We start from the raw sequence: 18,912 nt of genomic DNA on the forward strand, positions 1-18,912 counted from the left end.
GCTCTCTTATTCGCCGCGTCGTATTGCCGAGCACCCTTAAGCAAAACTCAGGTTAATTAAATCACTGAAAAATAGTTAGAAGAGGTTGCTAGTCAGCCTCTTTTTTTGTGATAAATATGAATGGTGAGCAAGTAAAGTCTTTTGCTTCCATATTTTATATCGTCAAAGTTAATAAGTTTAGGACTACAAAGTCGGGGATTTGTGAAATTCTCGCGAAGTAAACGCAACCTTCAACAGAATCTCTGACTTTTTTTGAACCCCAAGGCTTTTGTACTAATCTTGCTAGCCTTGGCGATGGTTGCTTTTATAATTGCCGTTCTAGCTTGAGCATTCGTCGATAGGAAAGCCAACCGGCCACAATTGTTATGAGCGCGAAAACCCCAAGAAACTGCAGATGGGGGGCGATCGCCACCAGATCTTCCCCTTCAGCCCAAAGCCCGACCAGCGCTTCATTCATATGATAGATCGGATTAAACTGGGCCATGTCTAGCAACCTTTCTGGAAATAATGACGTGGGTAAAAAAGCGCCACCGAGGATGAGTAACGGCACACCAAACGTCGCCACTAAAGCATTAACATCCTCAGTCCGTTTGGCCAATTGGGTTCCTAGGATAAAACCAACGCCAACGTAGGCAATGATGCTGAGACAGATAATCAAAAATCCTAAAATAGCAGAGCCCGTAAATTCTGCGCCGATAAACATGGCGATCGCCAAAACGAGAAGAGATTGCCCCATGCCAATCACACAGTGAGCGAAGAAAATTCCGAGAAAATAAGAAGTGCCACTGAGGGGTGAAATAAATAAACGCTTTAAAGTATGCTGCTCACGCTCCGAAACGACCGTCGCCACACTACCTCCCAAACAACTAAAAAACAGAGCAGCTCCCACAAGGGTTGAAGGTGCAGCAAATTCCATCGCCTCAGCCAAACTTAAACCCGCCCGTTCTGCCAAAATAAACCCATTTAAAAACAGTAAAGATACGGGAAATAAACACCAAAAAAGTAAACTACGTCGCCGCCGCCAGAGTTCCAACAAAATACGCTGGGTTACAGCGGTTATTTCTTGCCAATATTTCATTACACAAAAAGTTTTGATGTCACCATATGCCCCCCTTCAATGTAATGGCAATCGACCTTAGATGAAACTAGCAAAGGCACTTCACACACCACAATTGTCCGACGATGACTTAATCTTCTTGTTCTTCCGTCAAAATCTGCCCTTGTTCTATGGCGATCGCCTTAAGCTTTTCATAGGTTTCTGGCACAGCCGACACCACTTCATTAGCCGCAACTTCACCAGTCAGCTCCCGCAGCTCAATAGATTTTTCTAGATTTCCTTGAGGCGGATCAGACAAAGAAAATGGCGTTTGCTCTTCAACCTTCGAACAAATCAACGACTCAAACTCAAGATCAAAATTACAGCGCACCCGATCCCACTTTTGCCAGCTACGGAGAATTTCCTCCACAGAAATTTGTTTATAACGCCCCCGGTACAGCGCCTCTAGTACCGCCATTCTCAACCAAGCTGTCGGATAAATGGTTTGCCAAAAATGGACAACCTCCGTTGCATTATTATCGTCTAGCTCAAACCCATAATAATTTAAGAGTGAAATCGCTTCGGCGATCGCCCCATCGACATCAAACTCATCAGCCATAGACCCATCTAAAACCACACCACTCCCTAAAATCAATCGAGACTAAACTATAAACTAAATTTCAGAGCGGTCAACACGATTCCGGACACGACGAATCGTCTGGGGCAACACCCCAATCAGTAACGCAAAAGTTTCATCATCAAGCTTTTCCACCGTCTCCACATCAAACCAATTCTCAAACTGATTTAAAATCACCTGAGCCCGCTGTTCCGGCAGCGGTTTATCCGTAATTTGTTTCAGAAGCTTGACCCACTGACGACGAATCAAATAAGCTTTCTGCCGTTCCGAGGACTCTTCGGGCTGCAATAGTGACAAATGACCAACCGGGATAATATCCACAACATCACGATCAAAGACCCCACCAATAATCGCCCCCGGCCCCGCAAAATCCACATGATAAGGCTTACATAGAATTAGACCATTTTTACGACGAGCATTAATCATCCACAATTTACCCTGTTGCAGCTCAGCTAAAATTGCTGATGTCGCCATAGGTACATTTGAATCAGATGAGTTGTTAGCAATACTGCCCATATAAAAAGGTTAAAACAAGACGAGAGACTGACACTCTAGTAGCGACGGCATATGGGTTTAATAATATCGGCAATTGTTCAGAGCGATAAATTTTTTTGCAAAAACAAACGCCGCGGTTGATTAAAAATCCATGAACTAAGTTGACGCTCAGCATATTGAGTATGATAGCCACACTGTCCATAAAGTGCCTTGGCCGCGTCATTATGCTCAAGCACATGCAACGCGATACTACTGTAGTTCCAGCGCTTCACCTGCACCTCACAACGGTTGAGTAGCTGACGGGCAATCCCTAAACGACGATATTGGGGATCGACAGCTAGGTTTGAAATATAAGGCATTTTGATGGGGGTGATCGCCCGCGAATGCAGATACTTTACCGTAACTTCAACCGTTCCCACGATCATCGAGCCAGAACCACGACTATCCGATAGACAAGCAACAAAACAAGCATGGTGACCATTAGGCAAAGAACGCAATCGGTAGCGTAAATCTTCCCCAATCCCTAAACGCAACAAAGGAACAAACCATTGACGCACATCAGAATAACGATGAAAACTTTGGACAATCACCATCGCCAAAGCCGGAGCATCTTCGATTGTCGCCGGCCTCACCAATAAATGTTCGCCACTGTAAGGCACACCCTTAACTTGACATTGAGAAAGTGATTGTGGAATTGAAAGGTCAGAATTCACCAAGCCTCCATCGGCAACAAAATCAGGGAATAAAAAAATAAAAAACAGTAATTTCTATTTTGCCAACAAGAAAAGTTAGATGTCGAGTAAAAAATCTTGAAATTAGCTTAAAAAAGGAAACATTTGCATAAAATTTAGATTCCCAAAGGTAAATTGCTATGATGACGTTAGCTTCTAGGGGAAAAGGTGACAAAAAAGCCTTATACAGCATCAATTTACCAACTTTTTTGTAAATCGTACGGAAACGACCTCAGAACGAAAGTTAAACTTTTAGAGACAGCGTTATACCAAAACTTTGTGTCTAGTTGGACATAGTCCTCAGGCAATGTGGATAGGCAAAAAAAATTAATCCGATGCCAGTGTCGTCTCAACTGGAGATTGAATGAATGAGCTTAATGCGTAATTCAAAACCGAAGATTCTAGTTGTTGACGACGAGCCGGATAATCTCGACCTACTTTATCGTACGTTTCGCCGCTTATATCGTGTTGTACGCAGTGATAGTGCCCCTGAGGCTCTTGATATTTTAGCGACGGATCCAGAGATTGCTGTGATCATTTCGGATCAGCGCATGCCCCACATGAGCGGTACTGAGTTTTTAAAGATTGCGGCAACATCCTATCCCAATACCATGCGGATTATGTTGACGGGCTATACGGATGTTGAGGATTTGGTTGATGCGATTAATGAAGGTCGGGTTTATAAGTATGTAACGAAGCCTTGGGATGCGGAGGAACTCAAGGGCATTGTGGAGCAGGCCCTAGAAACGCACAATTTGCTCAAGATTCGTACGAAGGAGCTTAGCCGCAGTTTACGGCGTGAGTCTTTACTGAATTCTGTTGTAAATACGATTCGTAATCGTCGCTTTGATAATCCGGATGCTTCGCCTTTACAGGATGTGTTGCAGAGTATTGTGAATACCCTTGGTGAGGTGATGGAGGTGGATGTGGCGCTACTGAAGCCTCTAGATACTGATATGGGTGTATCGCCGCCTTATTTTCTGTATCAGCGATCGCCGGAAATTTTTGAGGGTCAGCCGATCCCTTGGGAAGAAACCCTATGGGAAAATATCGAGCCCATTATTCTGGATGAACTCAAGGCTCAAAATGAGGCTTTAACCTCGTCACCGGCACGTCAAGCGGCCTTTGAGTTAGCGCAGATTAAATCGACGTTGATTGTCCCGCTGCTCCTTCAACACAAAACTTCAGCGCTCCTCGCCCTCCACCATTGTGATCGCCACCACAGTTGGCAGGAAGATGAAGTCCAACTGGTCAAAATGGTGGCAGACCAAGCAGTCTTGGCGATCGCCCAAGCCCGTGCCTATGAAAGAGTCCAGGATCTAGCCCAGCGGGAAACTCTTATTAACACCATTACCACTGCAATTCGTTCTAGCCTAGAACCCGAAGCAATTTTTCGAGCCATTACCAAGCAATTGGGTCAAGCATTAGATGTTGATGGCTGCGCCCTTTCCCTCTGGACAGAAGAAGATAATGTGGTGCACTGTGTCGGCCTCTATGATGCGAACCATCAAGGGGAACAAGATGCTTGTGAAATGCCCCAATCTTCTGTGCCGATTTCGGATAATCCTGTTTTGCAGCAGGTTTTAACGACCCTACGACCAGTCGTTTATAACGACATGAAAGTAGAGCATGGTCTTGAAAAATACGATCTGCCGTTACGGGTTCCGGCAAGGGCTTTATTGCTTGTGCCGATGGTTACTGATGGTAAATTGATCGGCACTATTAGCCTCCGTCAAACGGATGGCCCTCGCATTTGGCTCAATTCTGATATCGAACTCGCCCAAGCGGTAGCAGCACAGGCGGCGATCGCCGTACAACAATCCCGGTTATACGAAACCACACGTCAACAAGCAGAACAACTACGGGAGCGGGAACAAAAGGTCAAGCAGCTGAATAAATATCTCACTGAGTCGGTGCTCAAACGCTTCCTGCCAGAAACCATGGTCAATAAAGCGGCAGCAGGAGAACTCACCCTCGACCTGAGTCCAGAACCACGTTTAGTCACTATTTTATTTAGTGACATTGTGGGTTTTACGCCCCTTTCTAGTAAACTGGGGCCCCGCTTGATTGCAGAACTGCTCAACGAATACCTTGAGGCCATGACCCAAGCGGTATTTGATCACCGAGGCACCGTAGATAAATTTATTGGCGACGCGGTTTTAGCTTTATTCGGTTCTCCAGAAGAATTGCCCCCCGAAGAACAGGCAAGGCGGGCGATCGCCGTCGCCAAAGCCATGGGGCAAAATCTCCAGAAACTCAATACCGACTGGCAAAGGCGGGGCATCCTCGGCGGTGAAGATCGTCCTTCCTTAATGCAAGTTCGCTGCGGCATTCACCAAGGCAATGCCGTTGTTGGGATGTTTGGCGGTGGACAACGCTCCGACTACACGGCGATCGGTCCGGCAGTCAATATGGCCGCCCGTTTACAAGAAGCCGCAACACCAATGCAAGTTTACATCTCAGAAGCCGTCGCCCAACACCTCGACAATAGCCATAACTTAATCCTCAACGACGATCTCCATCTCAAAGGCATCGACGAGACCGTACGCGCATACTCTTTTCCCCTACAAAATCACCCTTAAAAAAATTACGAAGAGCAACCATGGGACGCAAATCAAAACTCAAAAAACAACGTAAAGCCCAGCAAGCCGCCGCTAAGGATCTAGGACTACCACCCGTAACGAAAAAGAAAGGAGATATCGAAACCCTAAATCAGCTTGGTTATAGTGACCATAATCACCTGCGATCGCCAGAAGTTCCCTTTGAACGCCCCGAGCCACAACTTTAACCTTTCGCGACATCACAAAAACCGTTCACAAAAAAGCGATAAGTGACTCAATACTCCCATCACCTATCGCTACTAATTTAATTTAATTCAATTCAATCTAATTCAATTCACCTTAAAACTAAAGAAGCAGCCTAGGAGCGATTGACTTCATTAATTTCTGCAAGCACCTTGTCCGCACCTTGAGCCACAACTTTTTCTGCAAGTTGAATACCTAATTTTTCAGCATCGGCACGGTTACCGCGAACTTCATCGCGAATTAAAATTTTACCGTCAAGACTCGCTACCATGCCCACAAGATGCAACTCATCACCATCAATCGTCGTATTGACACCAATAGGCACTTGGCAACCACCTTCTAATTCACGCAAAAATGCTCGCTCAGCATAACAGCGATCACGGCTTTCTGCATGCTCAAGTACGGAACGAAGTAGATCTAAAATCTCAGTATCACCATCACGACATTCGATGCCCAGTGCCCCTTGACCAACGGCATGAAGGGAAATATCACCCGAGATCACTTGGTGAATGCGATCGCCGAAATCGAGACGTTGTAAACCAGCCGCCGCCAAAATAATCGCATCATAATCACCACTATCAAGCTTGGCGAGGCGCGTATTTACATTGCCACGAATATCCTTAAACTGGAGATGGGGATAATGGTGGCGCAGCTGCGCTAAACGACGCAAAGAAGACGTTCCAATAATTGCACCTTCGGGGAGAGTATCAAGTTTTTTGTCTTTATGCTTCTCATGAACCACAAGAGCATCGGCAGGATCCACCCGCTCTGTGACACAGCCCAACATCAGACCCTCAGGCAAATTCGTTGGCAGATCCTTTAAAGAATGCACAGCAAAATCTGTTTCCCGCTTGAGCATGCCATCTTCAAGCTCTTGGGTAAAAAGTCCCTTATCACCAATTTTTGAAAGCGCAACATCTAGAACCTTGTCACCCTGAGTTTCCATTGTTTGCACTTCAAACTTAATATCGGGGTAAGCTTTTTGTAGCTCATCGCGCACCCAATAGGTCTGAACTAATGCCAGCTGGCTTTTACGAGAGCCAATTTTTACAGTACGTTGAGAGGTGGTCACAGCGGTCATATTAGTTAGGTTTTATAAAAGCAATCTTAAAATTTTGACTCAAACTAGGGTATCGCGTTGGCTGACCCTATTTGATAGTTTTCCTAATCTGCTGCGGGTAAATGTTACAACTGTTCACACTCTGTAGGGCGATCGCCGACTTCTTTCCCCATCACTTTTCAGTCTCAAATCAACTTATCCAGCATTTTGCTACCGTTGTCATCTCGAAGCAATACCATGAAAAAGCGAGTAACCCTGACTTTCCCCCAAGACACTGTCCAAATGCCAGTAACCTATCGTCTCGCAAAGGATTTTAATATTGCAGCAAACATTATTCGCGCCCAAGTTGCCCCCAACCAAGTTGGCAAATTAGTAGTTGAGCTACAAGGAGATATTGATGCCATCGAAATGTCCCTTGAATGGATGAAAAGTAAAGGCATACTAGTCTCTTTAGCCAGTAAAGAAATCACCATTAACGAAGACATTTGTGTTGACTGTGGCCTGTGCACAGGTGTCTGTCCCACGGGAGCTTTATCTCTAAATCCAGCCACATTTCGATTACAATTTACACGCCAAAAATGCGTCGTTTGCGAACAATGTTTACCCACTTGTCCGGTACAGGCGATCGCCACAAACTTTTAAGCGACTGCCCCAAGCAAAACAAAACTTTAAGACACAATTGTATGACGTTGTAAATCCTCAAGAGAAACAATTTCCAATGCCTTTTCATGGGTTGCCTCAAGGACAACAGACGGCGCTACACCCATCTCAAAAGCCTCCTGCCAACGCGCTGCACACAAACACCAGCGATCGCCGGGCTTTAACCCCGGAAAATTATACGCAGGCACCGGAGTACTCAAGTCATTACCCTGATTTTTAGTGAATTCAAGGAATGCAGGTGTCATCTTTGCACAAACCACATGGCGACCAAAATCATTTATACCAGTCGTACAACAGCCATCCCGATAAAAACCAGTCATAGGCTCCGTAGAACAGCTCAGTAACTGCGTACCCAAAACATTTTTAGAAGTGTTATTTTTCATTCTTGATTCAACCTAATAGCAACTTAACTTCATCATTGATTTTTTAGGATCTAACCCATATCCACGCACTATTCTAAACATCTAAAAAAACAAACTTCAGCTGATACTTTTTCGTTTAAATTCCCCCACAGTACCGATCAAGAAACCTTTAATAAAGATTCTTTTTAAGTAAATTAAGTAAAGAGTATAAAAGCACTAAAAACCAAAGCGAATATTGTAAATAACAAGCTGACCATCTAATGAGCTTAAAGTTATTTTTTGAATATTTTGAGCCTGCATAGAAATTGGAATATTAGGAGTAGGTTGACTCACTAAAGAATCAGGATTTTCATGATTGGATTTTTCTGTTTCAAAAACACACAAGGTCTTTCCATCATCATCAAAAGCTCGCACCGTAGCATGCTGAGAACTAGTCAAACTACAAGCGAAATAAATAACGGGTAGTGTAAAATTTACTTCAATCAGACCATTTTGGGGTGCTCCCATTAAAACCATCTTGCCAAATTTTGGCAAATAAAGAGAATTTGATGGTTGTAAAACGACTGTATTAGTAAATAAAACACCGAGATCCGAAAATTGCTCTTCCACCACATCAAAAGATCTTAGTGAATCAATCGGCAGCTCAATGATTTTTTTCAAGTCTGTGACCTTGTCCGACATAAGATTTGAGTTGAAAGGCTGTGGCTTTTATACTTCAATTTTGTTTGAAAATCACCGATGCCATTGTATCTCGATTTACTCAATGCAACTGATTTTCCACTGAGAATTTTGTCGCAGATACTGACGCACCTTCATCAATAACTTACCTAAATGGTTATAGCCGGTTTTATCTTTTCCGCAGCCCCAATAATAATCAACTGGAGAGTCTTCAATGATTTCGGCATCACCAGTGCCGAGAAGAATTTCAGCAATCTCGATATGGGTTGTGAATTTCTTCAGAACACCTTGCCACATAACGGCTTGTTTGACGCGTTCCCAGTCATGGCGCGGCGAATAACGAGGGCTCCGACCAAGAGCCGCCGCTGCTTCTGGCGTGGGTGCGCTATGAATCACTGGAATAATCGCAGCATCTGGGGTTGTCACAAATTTCTGGGCTTGATAAAAGTGTTCAACGGTAGACCAGTGAATACCGTCGCAATAGATTGGGTGAGGGGAAAAGTTAGAGAAACAACCATAGGGATCGTAAGCTTTATAAAAATAGATCGCCTCGGCTTGGGACTCCATTCTAATTCCTGCATTAACTAAGTTTTAATGCTTTTATTATAAATTTTTGGTTGTCACTACCGTTACAGAATTTTTATCGAACCATTCTTCGCCAGTTTCTCGCGTAAAAACCCAAAGAATCGAACGCAAACCGTCGCGTAAGTATTTAATTTTGGCTTCTGGTGGATTTTGGGATGGTACGGGCAATGGTTTAACGGCGATGCCTTGACTACCAAAAATGATTTGGGCAACAATCTGTGCTCGCTGCATATGGTTTTCTGAGGTGATGAGATAAACGCTTTTAATATTTTTTCGTTTAAAGTCATCCACAACACTGGTGAAATTTGTCACTGTGTCTTTGGCTTGGTAATCAAGATGCAGGCGATCGCCTTCAACTCCATAATGCTGAAAAATCTTTTGAGCATAATCCCGCGGACTACCTGAAGAAACCCAAATTTCTAAGGAAGGATCACTTTGGGCAAGTTCTGCGGCAAATTTTTCCCGCTCTTCATGGCCTCCTAAGACAAAAATAACATCAGGCTTAAGGTGTGCCTGTTGAATTTTGTAATAGGTAACGCCTCCTAGGGCAATAGTGAAACCTAAAGCCAAGGCAAAGACTTGAAAAGATGGCCGCTTTTTTTTGCGGGGCGATCGCCAATTTTTGAAAGTTCGCTTTCGAACATACCGACCGTGCGAGAGAGTCATAGTAGAGCAAAGGACAGCCGAACATCGCCCATGATAGCAGTCCTTTTCGAACTTGAGCATGTCTTGTTACAACCTTATATCGCAACCCCCAATAAATTAAAAGCCCCCAGTCATTGACTAGAGGCTTTTAAACTTTTATTTAGCTAAAGCTGCTATTTCAACAAACAGTCGTCAACCAAATTTCCCTGCCGTCGAGGCGATCAGGAAGGCAGCGTAGGTCAGGACATATCCCACCGTGAAGTGAGCTAGACCAACCAAACGAGCTTGGACGATGGAGAGAGCAACGGGCTTGTCCTTCCAACGAACAATGTTCGCAAGAGGAGTGCGCTCGTGAGCCCAAACGATAGTCTCGATCAGCTCTTGCCAATAACCACGCCAAGAGATGAGGAACATGAAACCAGTTGCCCAGACGAGATGTCCAAAGAGGAACATCCAAGCCCAAACAGAAAGGTTGTTCACACCATAGGGGTTATAACCATTAATGAGCTGTGCAGAGTTTGCCCAGAGATAGTCACGGAACCAACCCATGAGGTAAGTGGAGTTTTCGTTGAACTGAGCAACGTTCCCCTGCCAAATACCGAGGTGTTTCCAGTGCCAGTAGAAGGTCAACCAACCAAGGGTATTGAGCATCCAGAACATCGCAAGGTAGAAGGAATCCCAAGCAGAGATATCACAAGTACCGCCACGACCGGGGCCATCACAAGGGAAGGAATAACCGAAGTCTTTCTTGTCGGGCATTAGCTTGGAACCACGGGCATCCAACGCACCCTTAACAAGGATGAGAGTGGTTGTGTGGAGACCAAGGGCGATCGCATGGTGAACGAGGAAGTCACCAGGACCAATGGTGAGGAACAAAGAGTTCGTACCACTGTTGATAGCTTCTAGCCAACCATCCAACCAAACGTTGGCATAGTTGGGGTATGCCGTATAGGCAACGCTATCAGGGTTGGACAACAACAAGTCCATGCCGTAAAGCAATTTACCGTGAGACGCTTGAATGAATTGGGCGAATACGGGCTCGATAAGAATCTGTTTCTCAGGAGTACCGAAGGCAACAACAACATCGTTGTGAACGTAGATACCGAGGGTGTGAAAACCAAGGAAGAGAGAGACCCAGCTCAGGTGGGAAATCAAAGCTTCTTTGTGCTCCAACATGCGATAAAGAACGTTGTCCTTATTCGCTTCGGGATCGTAGTCACGGACGAAGAAGATCGCGCCGTGGGCAAATGCACCAACCATCAAGAATCCAGCGATGTACTGGTGATGAGTGTACAGTGCTGCCTGAGTTGTGTAGTCCTTCGCAATGAAAGCATAGGAAGGAAGAGAGTACATGTGCTGTGCAACGAGAGATGTAATAACACCTAAAGAAGCAAGCGCAAGACCCAACTGGAAGTGAAGGGAGTTGTTAACTGTATCGTAAAGACCCTTATGACCTGCACCAAGCTTTCCGCTAGGAGGCTGGTGAGCATTGAGGATTTCTTTGATGCTGTGACCAATACCGAACTTGGTGCGATACATGTGTCCAGCAATGATGAACAACACGGCGATCGCCAAGTGGTGGTGAGCAATATCAGTCAACCAGAGCGCCTCAGTCTGAGGGTGGAAGCCACCTAAAAATGTCAGAATCGCAGTACCAGCACCTTCAGAAGTACCAAAGAGATGGTTTGCAGTATCAGCATTCTCAGCATAAACGCCCCAATTTCCAGTGAAGAAAGGCATCAAACCAGCAGGGTGAGGCTTCACAGAAAGGAAGTTATCCCAGCCGACATGAACACCACGAGACTCAGGAATTGCAACGTGAACCAAGTGACCAGTCCAAGCCAAAGAACTCACACCAAACAAACCTGCAAGGTGGTGGTTGAGGCGAGACTCAGCATCCTTGAACCAAGACAGACTAGGGCGGAACTTGGGTTGCAAGTGCAGCCAGCCTGCGAATAGGAACACAGAAGAAAGGATCAGAAGGAATACTGCGCCTTGGTAAAGGTCAGCGTTGGTCGTCATACCAATGGTGTAGAACCAGTGGTAAACGCCAGAGTAAGCGATATTAACAGGATTAGAAGCACCAGCTTGGGTAAAGGCATCAATTGCACCTTGACCAAAGTGGGGGTCCCAGATCGCATGGGCGATCGGACGGACGTTCAGCGGATCTTTGATCCACTGTTCAAAATTGCCTTGCCAAGCGACGTGGAATAAAGTTCCGGAAGTCCACAGAAAGATGATTGCGAGGTGACCAAAGTGGGAAGCGAAGATCTTTTGATAAAGATTCTCCTCAGTCATCCCATCATGGGTTTCGAAATCATGCGCAGTGGCAATTCCGTACCAAATCCGACGTGTGGTTGGATCTTGAGCAAGGTCTTGGCTAAATTTTGGGAATTTAGTTGCCATAACTATGCTTGGAGGTTCTCCTCGTTAACAAAATGAGGTTTCGGTAAATCATTACTTCATTACCGGTTGTCTTCCCGCAGGGGAAGGAAAAGTGCCAATCGGTAGGGAAAGCAAAAAATCAAGCTCTGATTTAAACTCTCCCCCGACCTTTGGCTGACGGTGCGCAGCAACTGCGCTAACCGATGGACAAGCTTCTCGCGAGGAAGAAGGCCCAAGTTGTCACGATCCCACCAAGGAGATAGTGAGCAACACCAACTGCACGACCTTGAATAATACTCAAAGCACGAGGTTGGATTGCAGGAGCCAAGTTGAGCTTGTTATGTGCCCAAACAATGGACTCGATAAGTTCTTGCCAATAGCCACGTCCACTAAATAGGAACATCAGGCTGAAGGCGAAAACAAAGTGACCAGCTAGGAACATGATGCCGTAAGCAGACAAGGCCGAACCATAGGAGTTGATCACCTGAGAAGACTGAGCCCAGAGGAAATCACGGAGCCAGCCGTTGATAGTAATTGAGCTTGTTGCAAAGTTACCACCAGTGACATGGGAAATGCTGCCATCGGGAAGAACAGTACCCCAAACATCGGATTGCATCTTCCAGCTAAAGTGGAAAATCACGATGGAAAGAGAGTTGTACATCCAGAACAAACCAAGGAAGACATGGTCCCAACCAGAAACCTGGCAAGTACCACCACGACCAGGGCCGTCGCAAGGGAAGCGGAATCCGAGTTGACCCTTATCGGGAACCAGACGGGAGCTGCGGGAATAGAGAAGACCCTTCAGCAAAATCAGTACAGTGACATGAATAGTAAACGCATGGATATGGTGAACCATAAAGTCAGCAGTACCAAGGGTAATGGGCATCATTGCGATTTTGCCGCCGATCGCCATTACATCTCCACCAAACGCGAAACTAGCAGGAGCAACTGCCGTAGGAGCAGTAGCACCGGGAGCTACGGTATGAAGATTTTGAATCCATTGCGCAAAGATTGGCTGTAACTGAATCGCAGAGTCAGAGAACATGTCCTGAGGACGACCCAACGCACGCATGGTGTCGTTATGGATATAAAGACCAAAGCTATGGAAGCCAAGCCAAATACATACCCAGTTAAGGTGAGAAATGATTGCATCACGGTGACGGATCACACGGTCTAAGAGGTTATCAACGTTCTTAGCGGGATCATAATCACGAACCATAAAGATTGCGCCGTGAGCACCAGCACCAACGATTAGGAAGCCACCAATCCAAGTATGGTGAGTAAACAAGGACAACTGTGTGCCGTAGTCTACTGCCATGTAGGGATAGGGAGGCATCGAATACATGTGATGCGCAATGATGATAGTCAAGGAACCAAGAAGTGCAAGGTTGACGGCCAATTGGGCATGCCAAGAGGTCGTCAAAATCTCGTAAAGACCTTTATGGCCTTCGCCAGTGAAAGGACCTTTATGAGCTTCAAGAAGTTGCTTGATGCTATGACCTACGCCGAAACCAGTGCGGTACATGTGACCGGCAATGATGAAGAGAACGGCGATCGCCAAGTGGTGGTGTGCCACATCAGAGAGCCAAAGGCTTCCAGTTGTAGGGTTTAAACCACCCTTGAAGGTCAAGATGTCAGCATACACAGCCCAATCAAGCGTAAAGAAAGGCTTTAGACCCTGAGCAAAACTCGGGTAAAGCTCCGCCATTACAGAAGCATCAATGAACTCGTGAGGCAAAGGAATATCCTTCGCAGCTACACCAGAATCTAAGAGCTTATTGATAGGCATAGAAACGTGAATCAAGTGACCAGTCCAACCCAAAGAACCACAACCGAGTAAGACGGAAAGGTGGTGGTTGAGCATAGACTCAGCGTTCTGAAACCACTCCAACTTGGGAGCTGCTTTGTGGTAATGGAACCAACCGGCAAACACCATAAGGGCTGCCATAACAAGACCGCCAATGGCAGTCACATAGAGTTGATAGGAATTGGTAAAACCACAAGCGCGCCAGAGGTAAAACAGCCCAGAGGTAATTTGAATACCACTGAAGCCGCCGCCAACGTCTCCGTTAAGGATGCCTTGACCCACAACAGGCCAGACAACTTGAGCACTAGGCTTGATCACGGTGGGATCGTTTAACCAAGCTTCGTAATTAGAAAATTTTGCGCCATGAAAGTACATGCCGCTTAGCCAAACAAAAACTACAGCAAGGTGACCGAAGTGCGCGCTGAAGATTTTGCGCGAAATATCTTCGAGATCACTTGTTTGGCTATCGAAATCATGTGCATCGGCATGGAGGTTCCAAATCCAGGTGGTGGTTTTTGGACCCCGTGCCAGAGTTCGGTCAAAGTGACCCGGCTTGCCCCACTTCTCAAAAGAAGTTGGTACCGGATCCTTATCAACCTTTACTGCCATGAGGATTCTCCTCTCTAGACAATCGACTTAATAAAGGTTCTATCTAAAACAAAGTGATTTAAATAGATAAGCTGTGGGCGAATCATCAGCTTGCAAGGTTTCCAGTGATTTTGAAACACTTTCCATCATGTTGAAGAAAAGCATTGCTGTAAATCATAGAGCTTTGTTTCTATGTGGGTTGATTCGAATTAACAATATTTAAAAATCTCTGAAAGATACTGCCAGCAAGGGCTTAAATTGCTGGTTTCTCCTGCTCTTGACTGAGAATTACCGTTTTTTTCTTAACAAAAAGAAACGTTCTGTGATGTTCTGTGATGTTCTGGGGCGGATTCTTTTAGGGGCAATATTTACCATTGCTTTTTAACTATGTTTTTGCACTCACATAGGTACAGTTCGTCAAAACATTGTGGGGGAATCCGGGGGGTTACTGCTTCAGAATTTAGGAGAAGTTATGACATTAAGGGGTATCCCCGTTATAGTTTTGAATTGTAGGATCTTCTACTTGCAGCGGAGGCAAAGTCGCGGTGGAATTTATTCGGAATTTTCAAGCTACAGCACGGTTATTATTTCGTGGTGTTATTGCTTTTGTAATGTTTTTAGGGCTATCAAGCTGCGGCGATCGCCAAACACTTTCCACTGCACCACAGTTTAATAATCCTTCTGAGCCCGTCGTTACGGAACAGCTTACAGAAGTCGCAACTCCGAGCTTAATTACTCAACTGCGGGAAGAACTAACTCAGTATCAACCCCAAGTAAAGATCATTAGCCCTCAACCTAATGAATTGCTCACTAGCAGCAATGTCTCTGTGAAACTAGAGGTGAACGACCTGCCACTTTTTAAAGACCCTGATTTAGGTATGGGTCCCCATCTGCACCTATTCATTGATGATCAGCCCTATAGAGCGGTGTATGACGTTAGTGAGCCTATTATTCTTGAAGATCTCACACCGGGAAGTCATTTGCTGCGTGTTTTTGCCTCGCGGCCTTGGCACGAAAGTTTCAAAAATGAAGGTGCTTACGCGGAGACAATGTTCAGCATCTTTACGGAAAATAATTCACGCCTACCAGATTTTTCCCAGCCACTTTTAACCTACAGCCGTCCCCAAGGAACCTATGGTGCTGAGCCGATTATGTTGGACTTTTACCTAACTAACGCCCCGCTGCATTTTGTCGCCAATGAAACCCAAGAGGATAACGTCGCAGATTGGCGTATTCGTGTAACGGTGAATGGGGAAACGTTTATTCTCGATAATTGGCAGCCGATCTATCTCAAAGGATTCAAGAAGGGGGAAAACTGGCTCAAGCTTGAATTTATTAATGATCAAGGGGAGCTAGTGGAAAATGTTTTCAATAATCCAGTTAGAGTCATTGACTACGATCCGAAGCTAAATGATACGCTCGCCAAACTGGTGCAAAATAAGCTCTCCCTACGTACAGCGAAGAAACTTGTTTCGACGAAGGAGTTGCCGCCAGAAGTAGAAGTAGAAATTCTTAAGCCTGAAACTGCGCTGCCTGAATTGATTAATGAGCCGACACCAGAAATCATTGAGTTTAAAGAGCCTAATTCTGAAACGGAAATCCTTCAAGATCAGGTAGAGGTTGAGTCTGAGGCAAAAGATGATACGGAAGTAAATCCGGCGATCGCCCCAACTGAGTCATTGGAGGGTGATGGGAAAATAAACGAGCTCAAAGACGAAACTATTGAAGCTGAAATCGAAGAAATTTTAGATGATATTCAGGTCGAAATTGAGGAAACTATTGACCCTAACATCGATAGCTTCGAGGCTCCCGAAGAACTTACAGAGAAGGATGAATCTGAAGTTGAATTAGATGCAGCAGAGGCTGAGCCAACTGTCGCAGAGACTTCTGATCAAGCAGCAGATAATGAAATGATTGAACTCCCAGACAGTCTAGATTCTTCCGACTTTTCTAGAACTACGGATATCTACACCGACGACATTAAGTTAGAGCCTTAAACAAATCTATGACTAAAAAAATTGCATTTCTTGGCATGGGTGTTATGGGAACGCCGATGTCTTTAAACCTAATGCAGGCAGGTTTTCCTGTAACTGTCTGGAATCGATCTAGCTCAAGTCCTAATTTGCAGCGAATTCGAGATTCAAATGGCACGGTTAAAGATTCTATTGCTGCTGCCGTTGAAGATGCAGATTATATCTTTATTTGTGTGAGTGATGTTCCTGATGTCAAAGAGGTTCTATTGGGTATAAAAGGAGCCATTCACTGTGCTAAGCCACAGGCTTTAATCATCGACTTCAGTACGATTGGCTCTCCCACGGCAAGGGACATTGCAGAAAAACTCAAAGCAAAGCATCTACGATTTCTTGATGCTCCGATTAGTGGTGGCGATATTGGCGCTGAAAACGGCACTCTCACAATTATGGTGGGCGGCGATCGCCAAGATTTTGAGGAAGCCATGCCCTATTTCGAAGCAATGGGCAAAAATATTTACTATTGCGGTGAGACAGGTAGCGGTCAAGCCGTCAAAATGTGTAACCAAGTTTTATGTGCTGTCCATATGGTTGCCTTATGCGAAGCTATCAAGCTCGCTGAATATCAAGGTATTGATCCAAATTTGATGATCGAAGTTTGCCAAACTGGAGCCGCTGGTTCATGGGCGATCGCCAACCTTGGGCGCAAAATCACAATGGCAGACTTTCGACCCGGCTTTATGATCAAACACATCCTCAAAGATTTGCGCCTTGTGCAGGAAACCCTAGACAACTTTCCAGCCTTACCCGGATTTGAGCTAGCCACCCAACAGTTCAAAAACACAGCCCAACTTGCTGATGCCTTAGAGCAAGGAACCCAAGCAATGTTTCGAGCCTATTACTAATGACTTGATAGAACAATTTAAATAAAACAGCATTAAAAAGACCCCCAACTCATCATTATGTCAGGGGTCTTTTAAGTTTTTAGCGATGCATTACAAACTGAAAATCAACAGATGATTAGTCAAGTTCGTCCATTGCCAATACTGGCTCAGTCTCACGGTCGATACCTTTCTCAAATCCAGCTTCAGCCGCACGAGCACGACCAGCATGCCAGAGGTGACCAACGAGGAAGAAGAAAGAGAGAACGAAGTGAGAAGCAGCCAACCACTGACGAAGGTTCACAAAGTTAAAGGAGTTAGGCTCAGTGATAATACCGCCAACAGAGTTGATGGAAGCATTAGGAGCATGGGTCATGTACTCAGCCGCACGGCGCAGTTGCCAAGGCTGAATATCATTACGAATTTTGTCGAGGTCAAGACCATTAGGACCACGGAGGGGCTCAAGCCAAGGACCACGGAAATCCCAAAAACGCATTGTCTCACCACCGAGAATAATCTCACCAGTAGGCGATCGCATGAGGTACTTACCAAGACCAGTAGGACCTTGAGCAGAACCAACATTCGCACCCATGGATTGGTCACGAGCGAGGAAGATTAACGCCTGAGACTGAGAAGCTTCAGCGTTAGTAGGACCATAGAATTCACTGGGGTAAGCAGTATTGTTAAACCAAACAAAACAAGTCGCAATGAATGCCATCAAAGACAAAGCACCAAGACTGTAAGAAAGGTATGCTTCACCAGACCAAACAAGTGCACGACGTGCCCAACCGAAAGGTTTAGTGAGGATGTGCCAAATACCACCGAAGATACAGATGAGACCCACATAAATGTGACCACCAATAATATCTTCCATGTTGTTCACACCAATAATCCAGCCTTCACCACCAGCAGGAGCCTTGAACAAGTAGCCAAAGATCACACCGGGATTAAGAGTTGGGTTGGAGATGATACGCACGTCACCGCCACCGGGTGCCCAAGTATCGTACACACCACCAAAGAACATTGCCTTAAAAACAAGAAGCAAAGCGCCACAACCAAGAAGGATGAGGTGATAACCAATGATGTTAGTCATTTGGTTTTTGTCTTTCCAGTCATAACCAAAGAAGCTGGAATACTCCTCAAGGGTTTCAGGGCCACGAACCGCGTGGTAAATACCACCGAGACCAAGAACAGCAGAGGAGATAAGGTGTAAAACACCAACAACGAAGTAGGGGAAAGTACTAATAACTTCACCACCAGGACCAACACCCCAACCTAAGGTTGCAAGGTGAGGCATCAAAATAAAGCCTTGCTCGTGCATAGGCTTCTCTGCAACAAAGTGAGCGACCTCAAAAAGAGTCATCGCACCAGTCCAGAAAACGATAAGACCAGCATGGGCTACGTGAGCACCAAGAAGCTTACCTGAAAGATTGATCAAACGGGCATTACCAGACCACCAAGCAAAGCCAGTGGATTCAAGGTCGCGACCGCCTGAAATAGGGGCATTAGAGAGCGTTACCACGGGGAAGAGCCTCCTCAGGGAATACAAATTTTTCGTGAATTTGGTCTTGGGGTGCCATCCATGCAC

Annotated in this window: 17 protein-coding genes and 1 pseudogene; 5 read left to right on the forward strand and 13 right to left on the reverse strand. The window is 45.4% G+C overall.

The window, feature by feature from the left end; genetic code table 11:
• Positions 1-304: 304 nt before the first annotated feature.
• From NIES208_RS16805 to NIES208_RS16820, 4 genes are all read right to left on the reverse strand, one after another.
• A complete protein-coding gene (locus tag NIES208_RS16805; protein WP_075894144.1) occupies positions 305-1,078 on the reverse strand; it encodes an ABC transporter permease in 774 nt (257 codons plus the stop codon).
• Positions 1,079-1,187: 109 nt separating this feature from the next.
• Positions 1,188-1,655: a hypothetical protein gene (locus tag NIES208_RS16810; RefSeq protein WP_139325092.1), complete on the reverse strand. Its 468-nt coding sequence runs from the start codon at positions 1,653-1,655 to the stop codon at positions 1,188-1,190.
• A gap of 54 nt (positions 1,656-1,709) precedes the next feature.
• Positions 1,710-2,147 (reverse strand): hypothetical protein, encoded by a 438-nt coding sequence (locus NIES208_RS16815; RefSeq protein WP_225875340.1) that lies wholly within the window; start codon positions 2,145-2,147, stop codon positions 1,710-1,712.
• Between the two features lie 119 nt (positions 2,148-2,266).
• Positions 2,267-2,881, reverse strand: coding sequence for a GNAT family N-acetyltransferase (locus NIES208_RS16820; protein WP_084176674.1), 615 nt, complete (start codon positions 2,879-2,881; stop codon positions 2,267-2,269).
• A 386-nt stretch (positions 2,882-3,267) separates the two neighbouring features.
• Here NIES208_RS16820 and NIES208_RS16830 point away from each other — a divergent pair, with 386 nt between their 5' ends.
• Together NIES208_RS16830 and NIES208_RS16835 are read left to right on the forward strand one after the other, a co-directional pair.
• On the forward strand, positions 3,268-5,481 hold the full coding sequence (locus NIES208_RS16830) for a GAF domain-containing protein (protein ID WP_075894148.1): 2,214 nt from the start codon (positions 3,268-3,270) through the stop codon (positions 5,479-5,481).
• Between the two features lie 20 nt (positions 5,482-5,501).
• Positions 5,502-5,687, forward strand: a complete 186-nt coding sequence (locus NIES208_RS16835) for a hypothetical protein (RefSeq protein WP_075894149.1) — start codon at positions 5,502-5,504, stop codon at positions 5,685-5,687.
• A 131-nt stretch (positions 5,688-5,818) separates the two neighbouring features.
• Here NIES208_RS16835 and hemC read toward each other — a convergent pair whose 3' ends face one another.
• Positions 5,819-6,784, reverse strand: coding sequence for a hydroxymethylbilane synthase (hemC, locus tag NIES208_RS16840; RefSeq protein WP_075894150.1), 966 nt, complete (start codon positions 6,782-6,784; stop codon positions 5,819-5,821).
• 216 nt (positions 6,785-7,000) lie between these two features.
• Here hemC and NIES208_RS16845 point away from each other — a divergent pair, with 216 nt between their 5' ends.
• The gene (locus NIES208_RS16845; RefSeq protein WP_075894151.1) at positions 7,001-7,405 is read left to right on the forward strand and encodes an NIL domain-containing protein; all 405 of its coding nucleotides are present in this window, start codon (positions 7,001-7,003) and stop codon (positions 7,403-7,405) included.
• A gap of 26 nt (positions 7,406-7,431) precedes the next feature.
• Here NIES208_RS16845 and NIES208_RS16850 read toward each other — a convergent pair whose 3' ends face one another.
• From NIES208_RS16850 to psaA, 6 genes are all read right to left on the reverse strand, one after another.
• A complete protein-coding gene (locus tag NIES208_RS16850; protein WP_075894152.1) occupies positions 7,432-7,806 on the reverse strand; it encodes a DUF2237 family protein in 375 nt (124 codons plus the stop codon).
• A gap of 195 nt (positions 7,807-8,001) precedes the next feature.
• Positions 8,002-8,466, reverse strand: a complete 465-nt coding sequence (locus NIES208_RS16855) for a hypothetical protein (protein WP_075894153.1) — start codon at positions 8,464-8,466, stop codon at positions 8,002-8,004.
• A gap of 75 nt (positions 8,467-8,541) precedes the next feature.
• Positions 8,542-9,030: an NADAR family protein gene (locus NIES208_RS16860; protein ID WP_075894154.1), complete on the reverse strand. Its 489-nt coding sequence runs from the start codon at positions 9,028-9,030 to the stop codon at positions 8,542-8,544.
• A gap of 36 nt (positions 9,031-9,066) precedes the next feature.
• Positions 9,067-9,714 (reverse strand): YdcF family protein, encoded by a 648-nt coding sequence (locus tag NIES208_RS16865; RefSeq protein ID WP_075894155.1) that lies wholly within the window; start codon positions 9,712-9,714, stop codon positions 9,067-9,069.
• A 171-nt stretch (positions 9,715-9,885) separates the two neighbouring features.
• Positions 9,886-12,099 carry a photosystem I core protein PsaB gene (gene psaB, locus NIES208_RS16870; protein ID WP_075894156.1) on the reverse strand — a complete coding sequence of 738 codons (2,214 nt, stop codon included), beginning with the start codon at positions 12,097-12,099 and terminating at the stop codon, positions 9,886-9,888.
• Between the two features lie 175 nt (positions 12,100-12,274).
• Positions 12,275-14,494 (reverse strand): photosystem I core protein PsaA, encoded by a 2,220-nt coding sequence (gene psaA, locus NIES208_RS16875; protein WP_075894157.1) that lies wholly within the window; start codon positions 14,492-14,494, stop codon positions 12,275-12,277.
• Positions 14,495-15,018: 524 nt separating this feature from the next.
• Between psaA and NIES208_RS16880 the strand changes: the two genes are divergently transcribed.
• Both NIES208_RS16880 and NIES208_RS16885 read left to right on the forward strand, forming a co-directional pair.
• Entirely contained in the window at positions 15,019-16,470 is a 1,452-nt protein-coding gene (locus tag NIES208_RS16880; RefSeq protein ID WP_075894158.1) for a hypothetical protein, read from the forward strand.
• Between the two features lie 8 nt (positions 16,471-16,478).
• A complete protein-coding gene (locus tag NIES208_RS16885; protein WP_075894159.1) occupies positions 16,479-17,348 on the forward strand; it encodes an NAD(P)-dependent oxidoreductase in 870 nt (289 codons plus the stop codon).
• A 115-nt stretch (positions 17,349-17,463) separates the two neighbouring features.
• On the opposite strand, the gene psbC is transcribed toward NIES208_RS16885, so the two are convergent.
• A complete protein-coding gene (gene psbC, locus NIES208_RS16890) occupies positions 17,464-18,846 on the reverse strand; it encodes a photosystem II reaction center protein CP43 (protein WP_075894160.1) in 1,383 nt (460 codons plus the stop codon).
• Positions 18,830-18,912, reverse strand: a pseudogene (locus NIES208_RS16895) (photosystem II protein D2); the annotation flags it as partial. The gene psbC and the pseudogene NIES208_RS16895, both read right to left, overlap by 17 nt.

The organism is [Limnothrix rosea] IAM M-220 (assembly GCF_001904615.1).
Classification (GTDB): domain Bacteria; phylum Cyanobacteriota; class Cyanobacteriia; order Cyanobacteriales; family MRBY01; genus MRBY01.

Coding starts and splice junctions, on each gene's coding strand:
- hemC (WP_075894150.1), bottom strand. CDS start 6,784: ATGACCGCTGTGACCACCTCTCAACGTACTGTAAAAATTGGCTCTCGT.
- NIES208_RS16830 (WP_075894148.1), top strand. CDS start 3,268: ATGAGCTTAATGCGTAATTCAAAACCGAAGATTCTAGTTGTTGACGAC.
- NIES208_RS16855 (WP_075894153.1), bottom strand. CDS start 8,466: ATGTCGGACAAGGTCACAGACTTGAAAAAAATCATTGAGCTGCCGATT.
- NIES208_RS16865 (WP_075894155.1), bottom strand. CDS start 9,714: ATGACTCTCTCGCACGGTCGGTATGTTCGAAAGCGAACTTTCAAAAAT.
- NIES208_RS16835 (WP_075894149.1), top strand. CDS start 5,502: ATGGGACGCAAATCAAAACTCAAAAAACAACGTAAAGCCCAGCAAGCC.
- NIES208_RS16810 (WP_139325092.1), bottom strand. CDS start 1,655: ATGGCTGATGAGTTTGATGTCGATGGGGCGATCGCCGAAGCGATTTCA.
- NIES208_RS16845 (WP_075894151.1), top strand. CDS start 7,001: ATGAAAAAGCGAGTAACCCTGACTTTCCCCCAAGACACTGTCCAAATG.
- NIES208_RS16805 (WP_075894144.1), bottom strand. CDS start 1,078: ATGAAATATTGGCAAGAAATAACCGCTGTAACCCAGCGTATTTTGTTG.
- psaA (WP_075894157.1), bottom strand. CDS start 14,494: ATGGCAGTAAAGGTTGATAAGGATCCGGTACCAACTTCTTTTGAGAAG.
- NIES208_RS16815 (WP_225875340.1), bottom strand. CDS start 2,147: ATGGCGACATCAGCAATTTTAGCTGAGCTGCAACAGGGTAAATTGTGG.
- NIES208_RS16885 (WP_075894159.1), top strand. CDS start 16,479: ATGACTAAAAAAATTGCATTTCTTGGCATGGGTGTTATGGGAACGCCG.
- psaB (WP_075894156.1), bottom strand. CDS start 12,099: ATGGCAACTAAATTCCCAAAATTTAGCCAAGACCTTGCTCAAGATCCA.
- NIES208_RS16850 (WP_075894152.1), bottom strand. CDS start 7,806: ATGAAAAATAACACTTCTAAAAATGTTTTGGGTACGCAGTTACTGAGC.
- NIES208_RS16860 (WP_075894154.1), bottom strand. CDS start 9,030: ATGGAGTCCCAAGCCGAGGCGATCTATTTTTATAAAGCTTACGATCCC.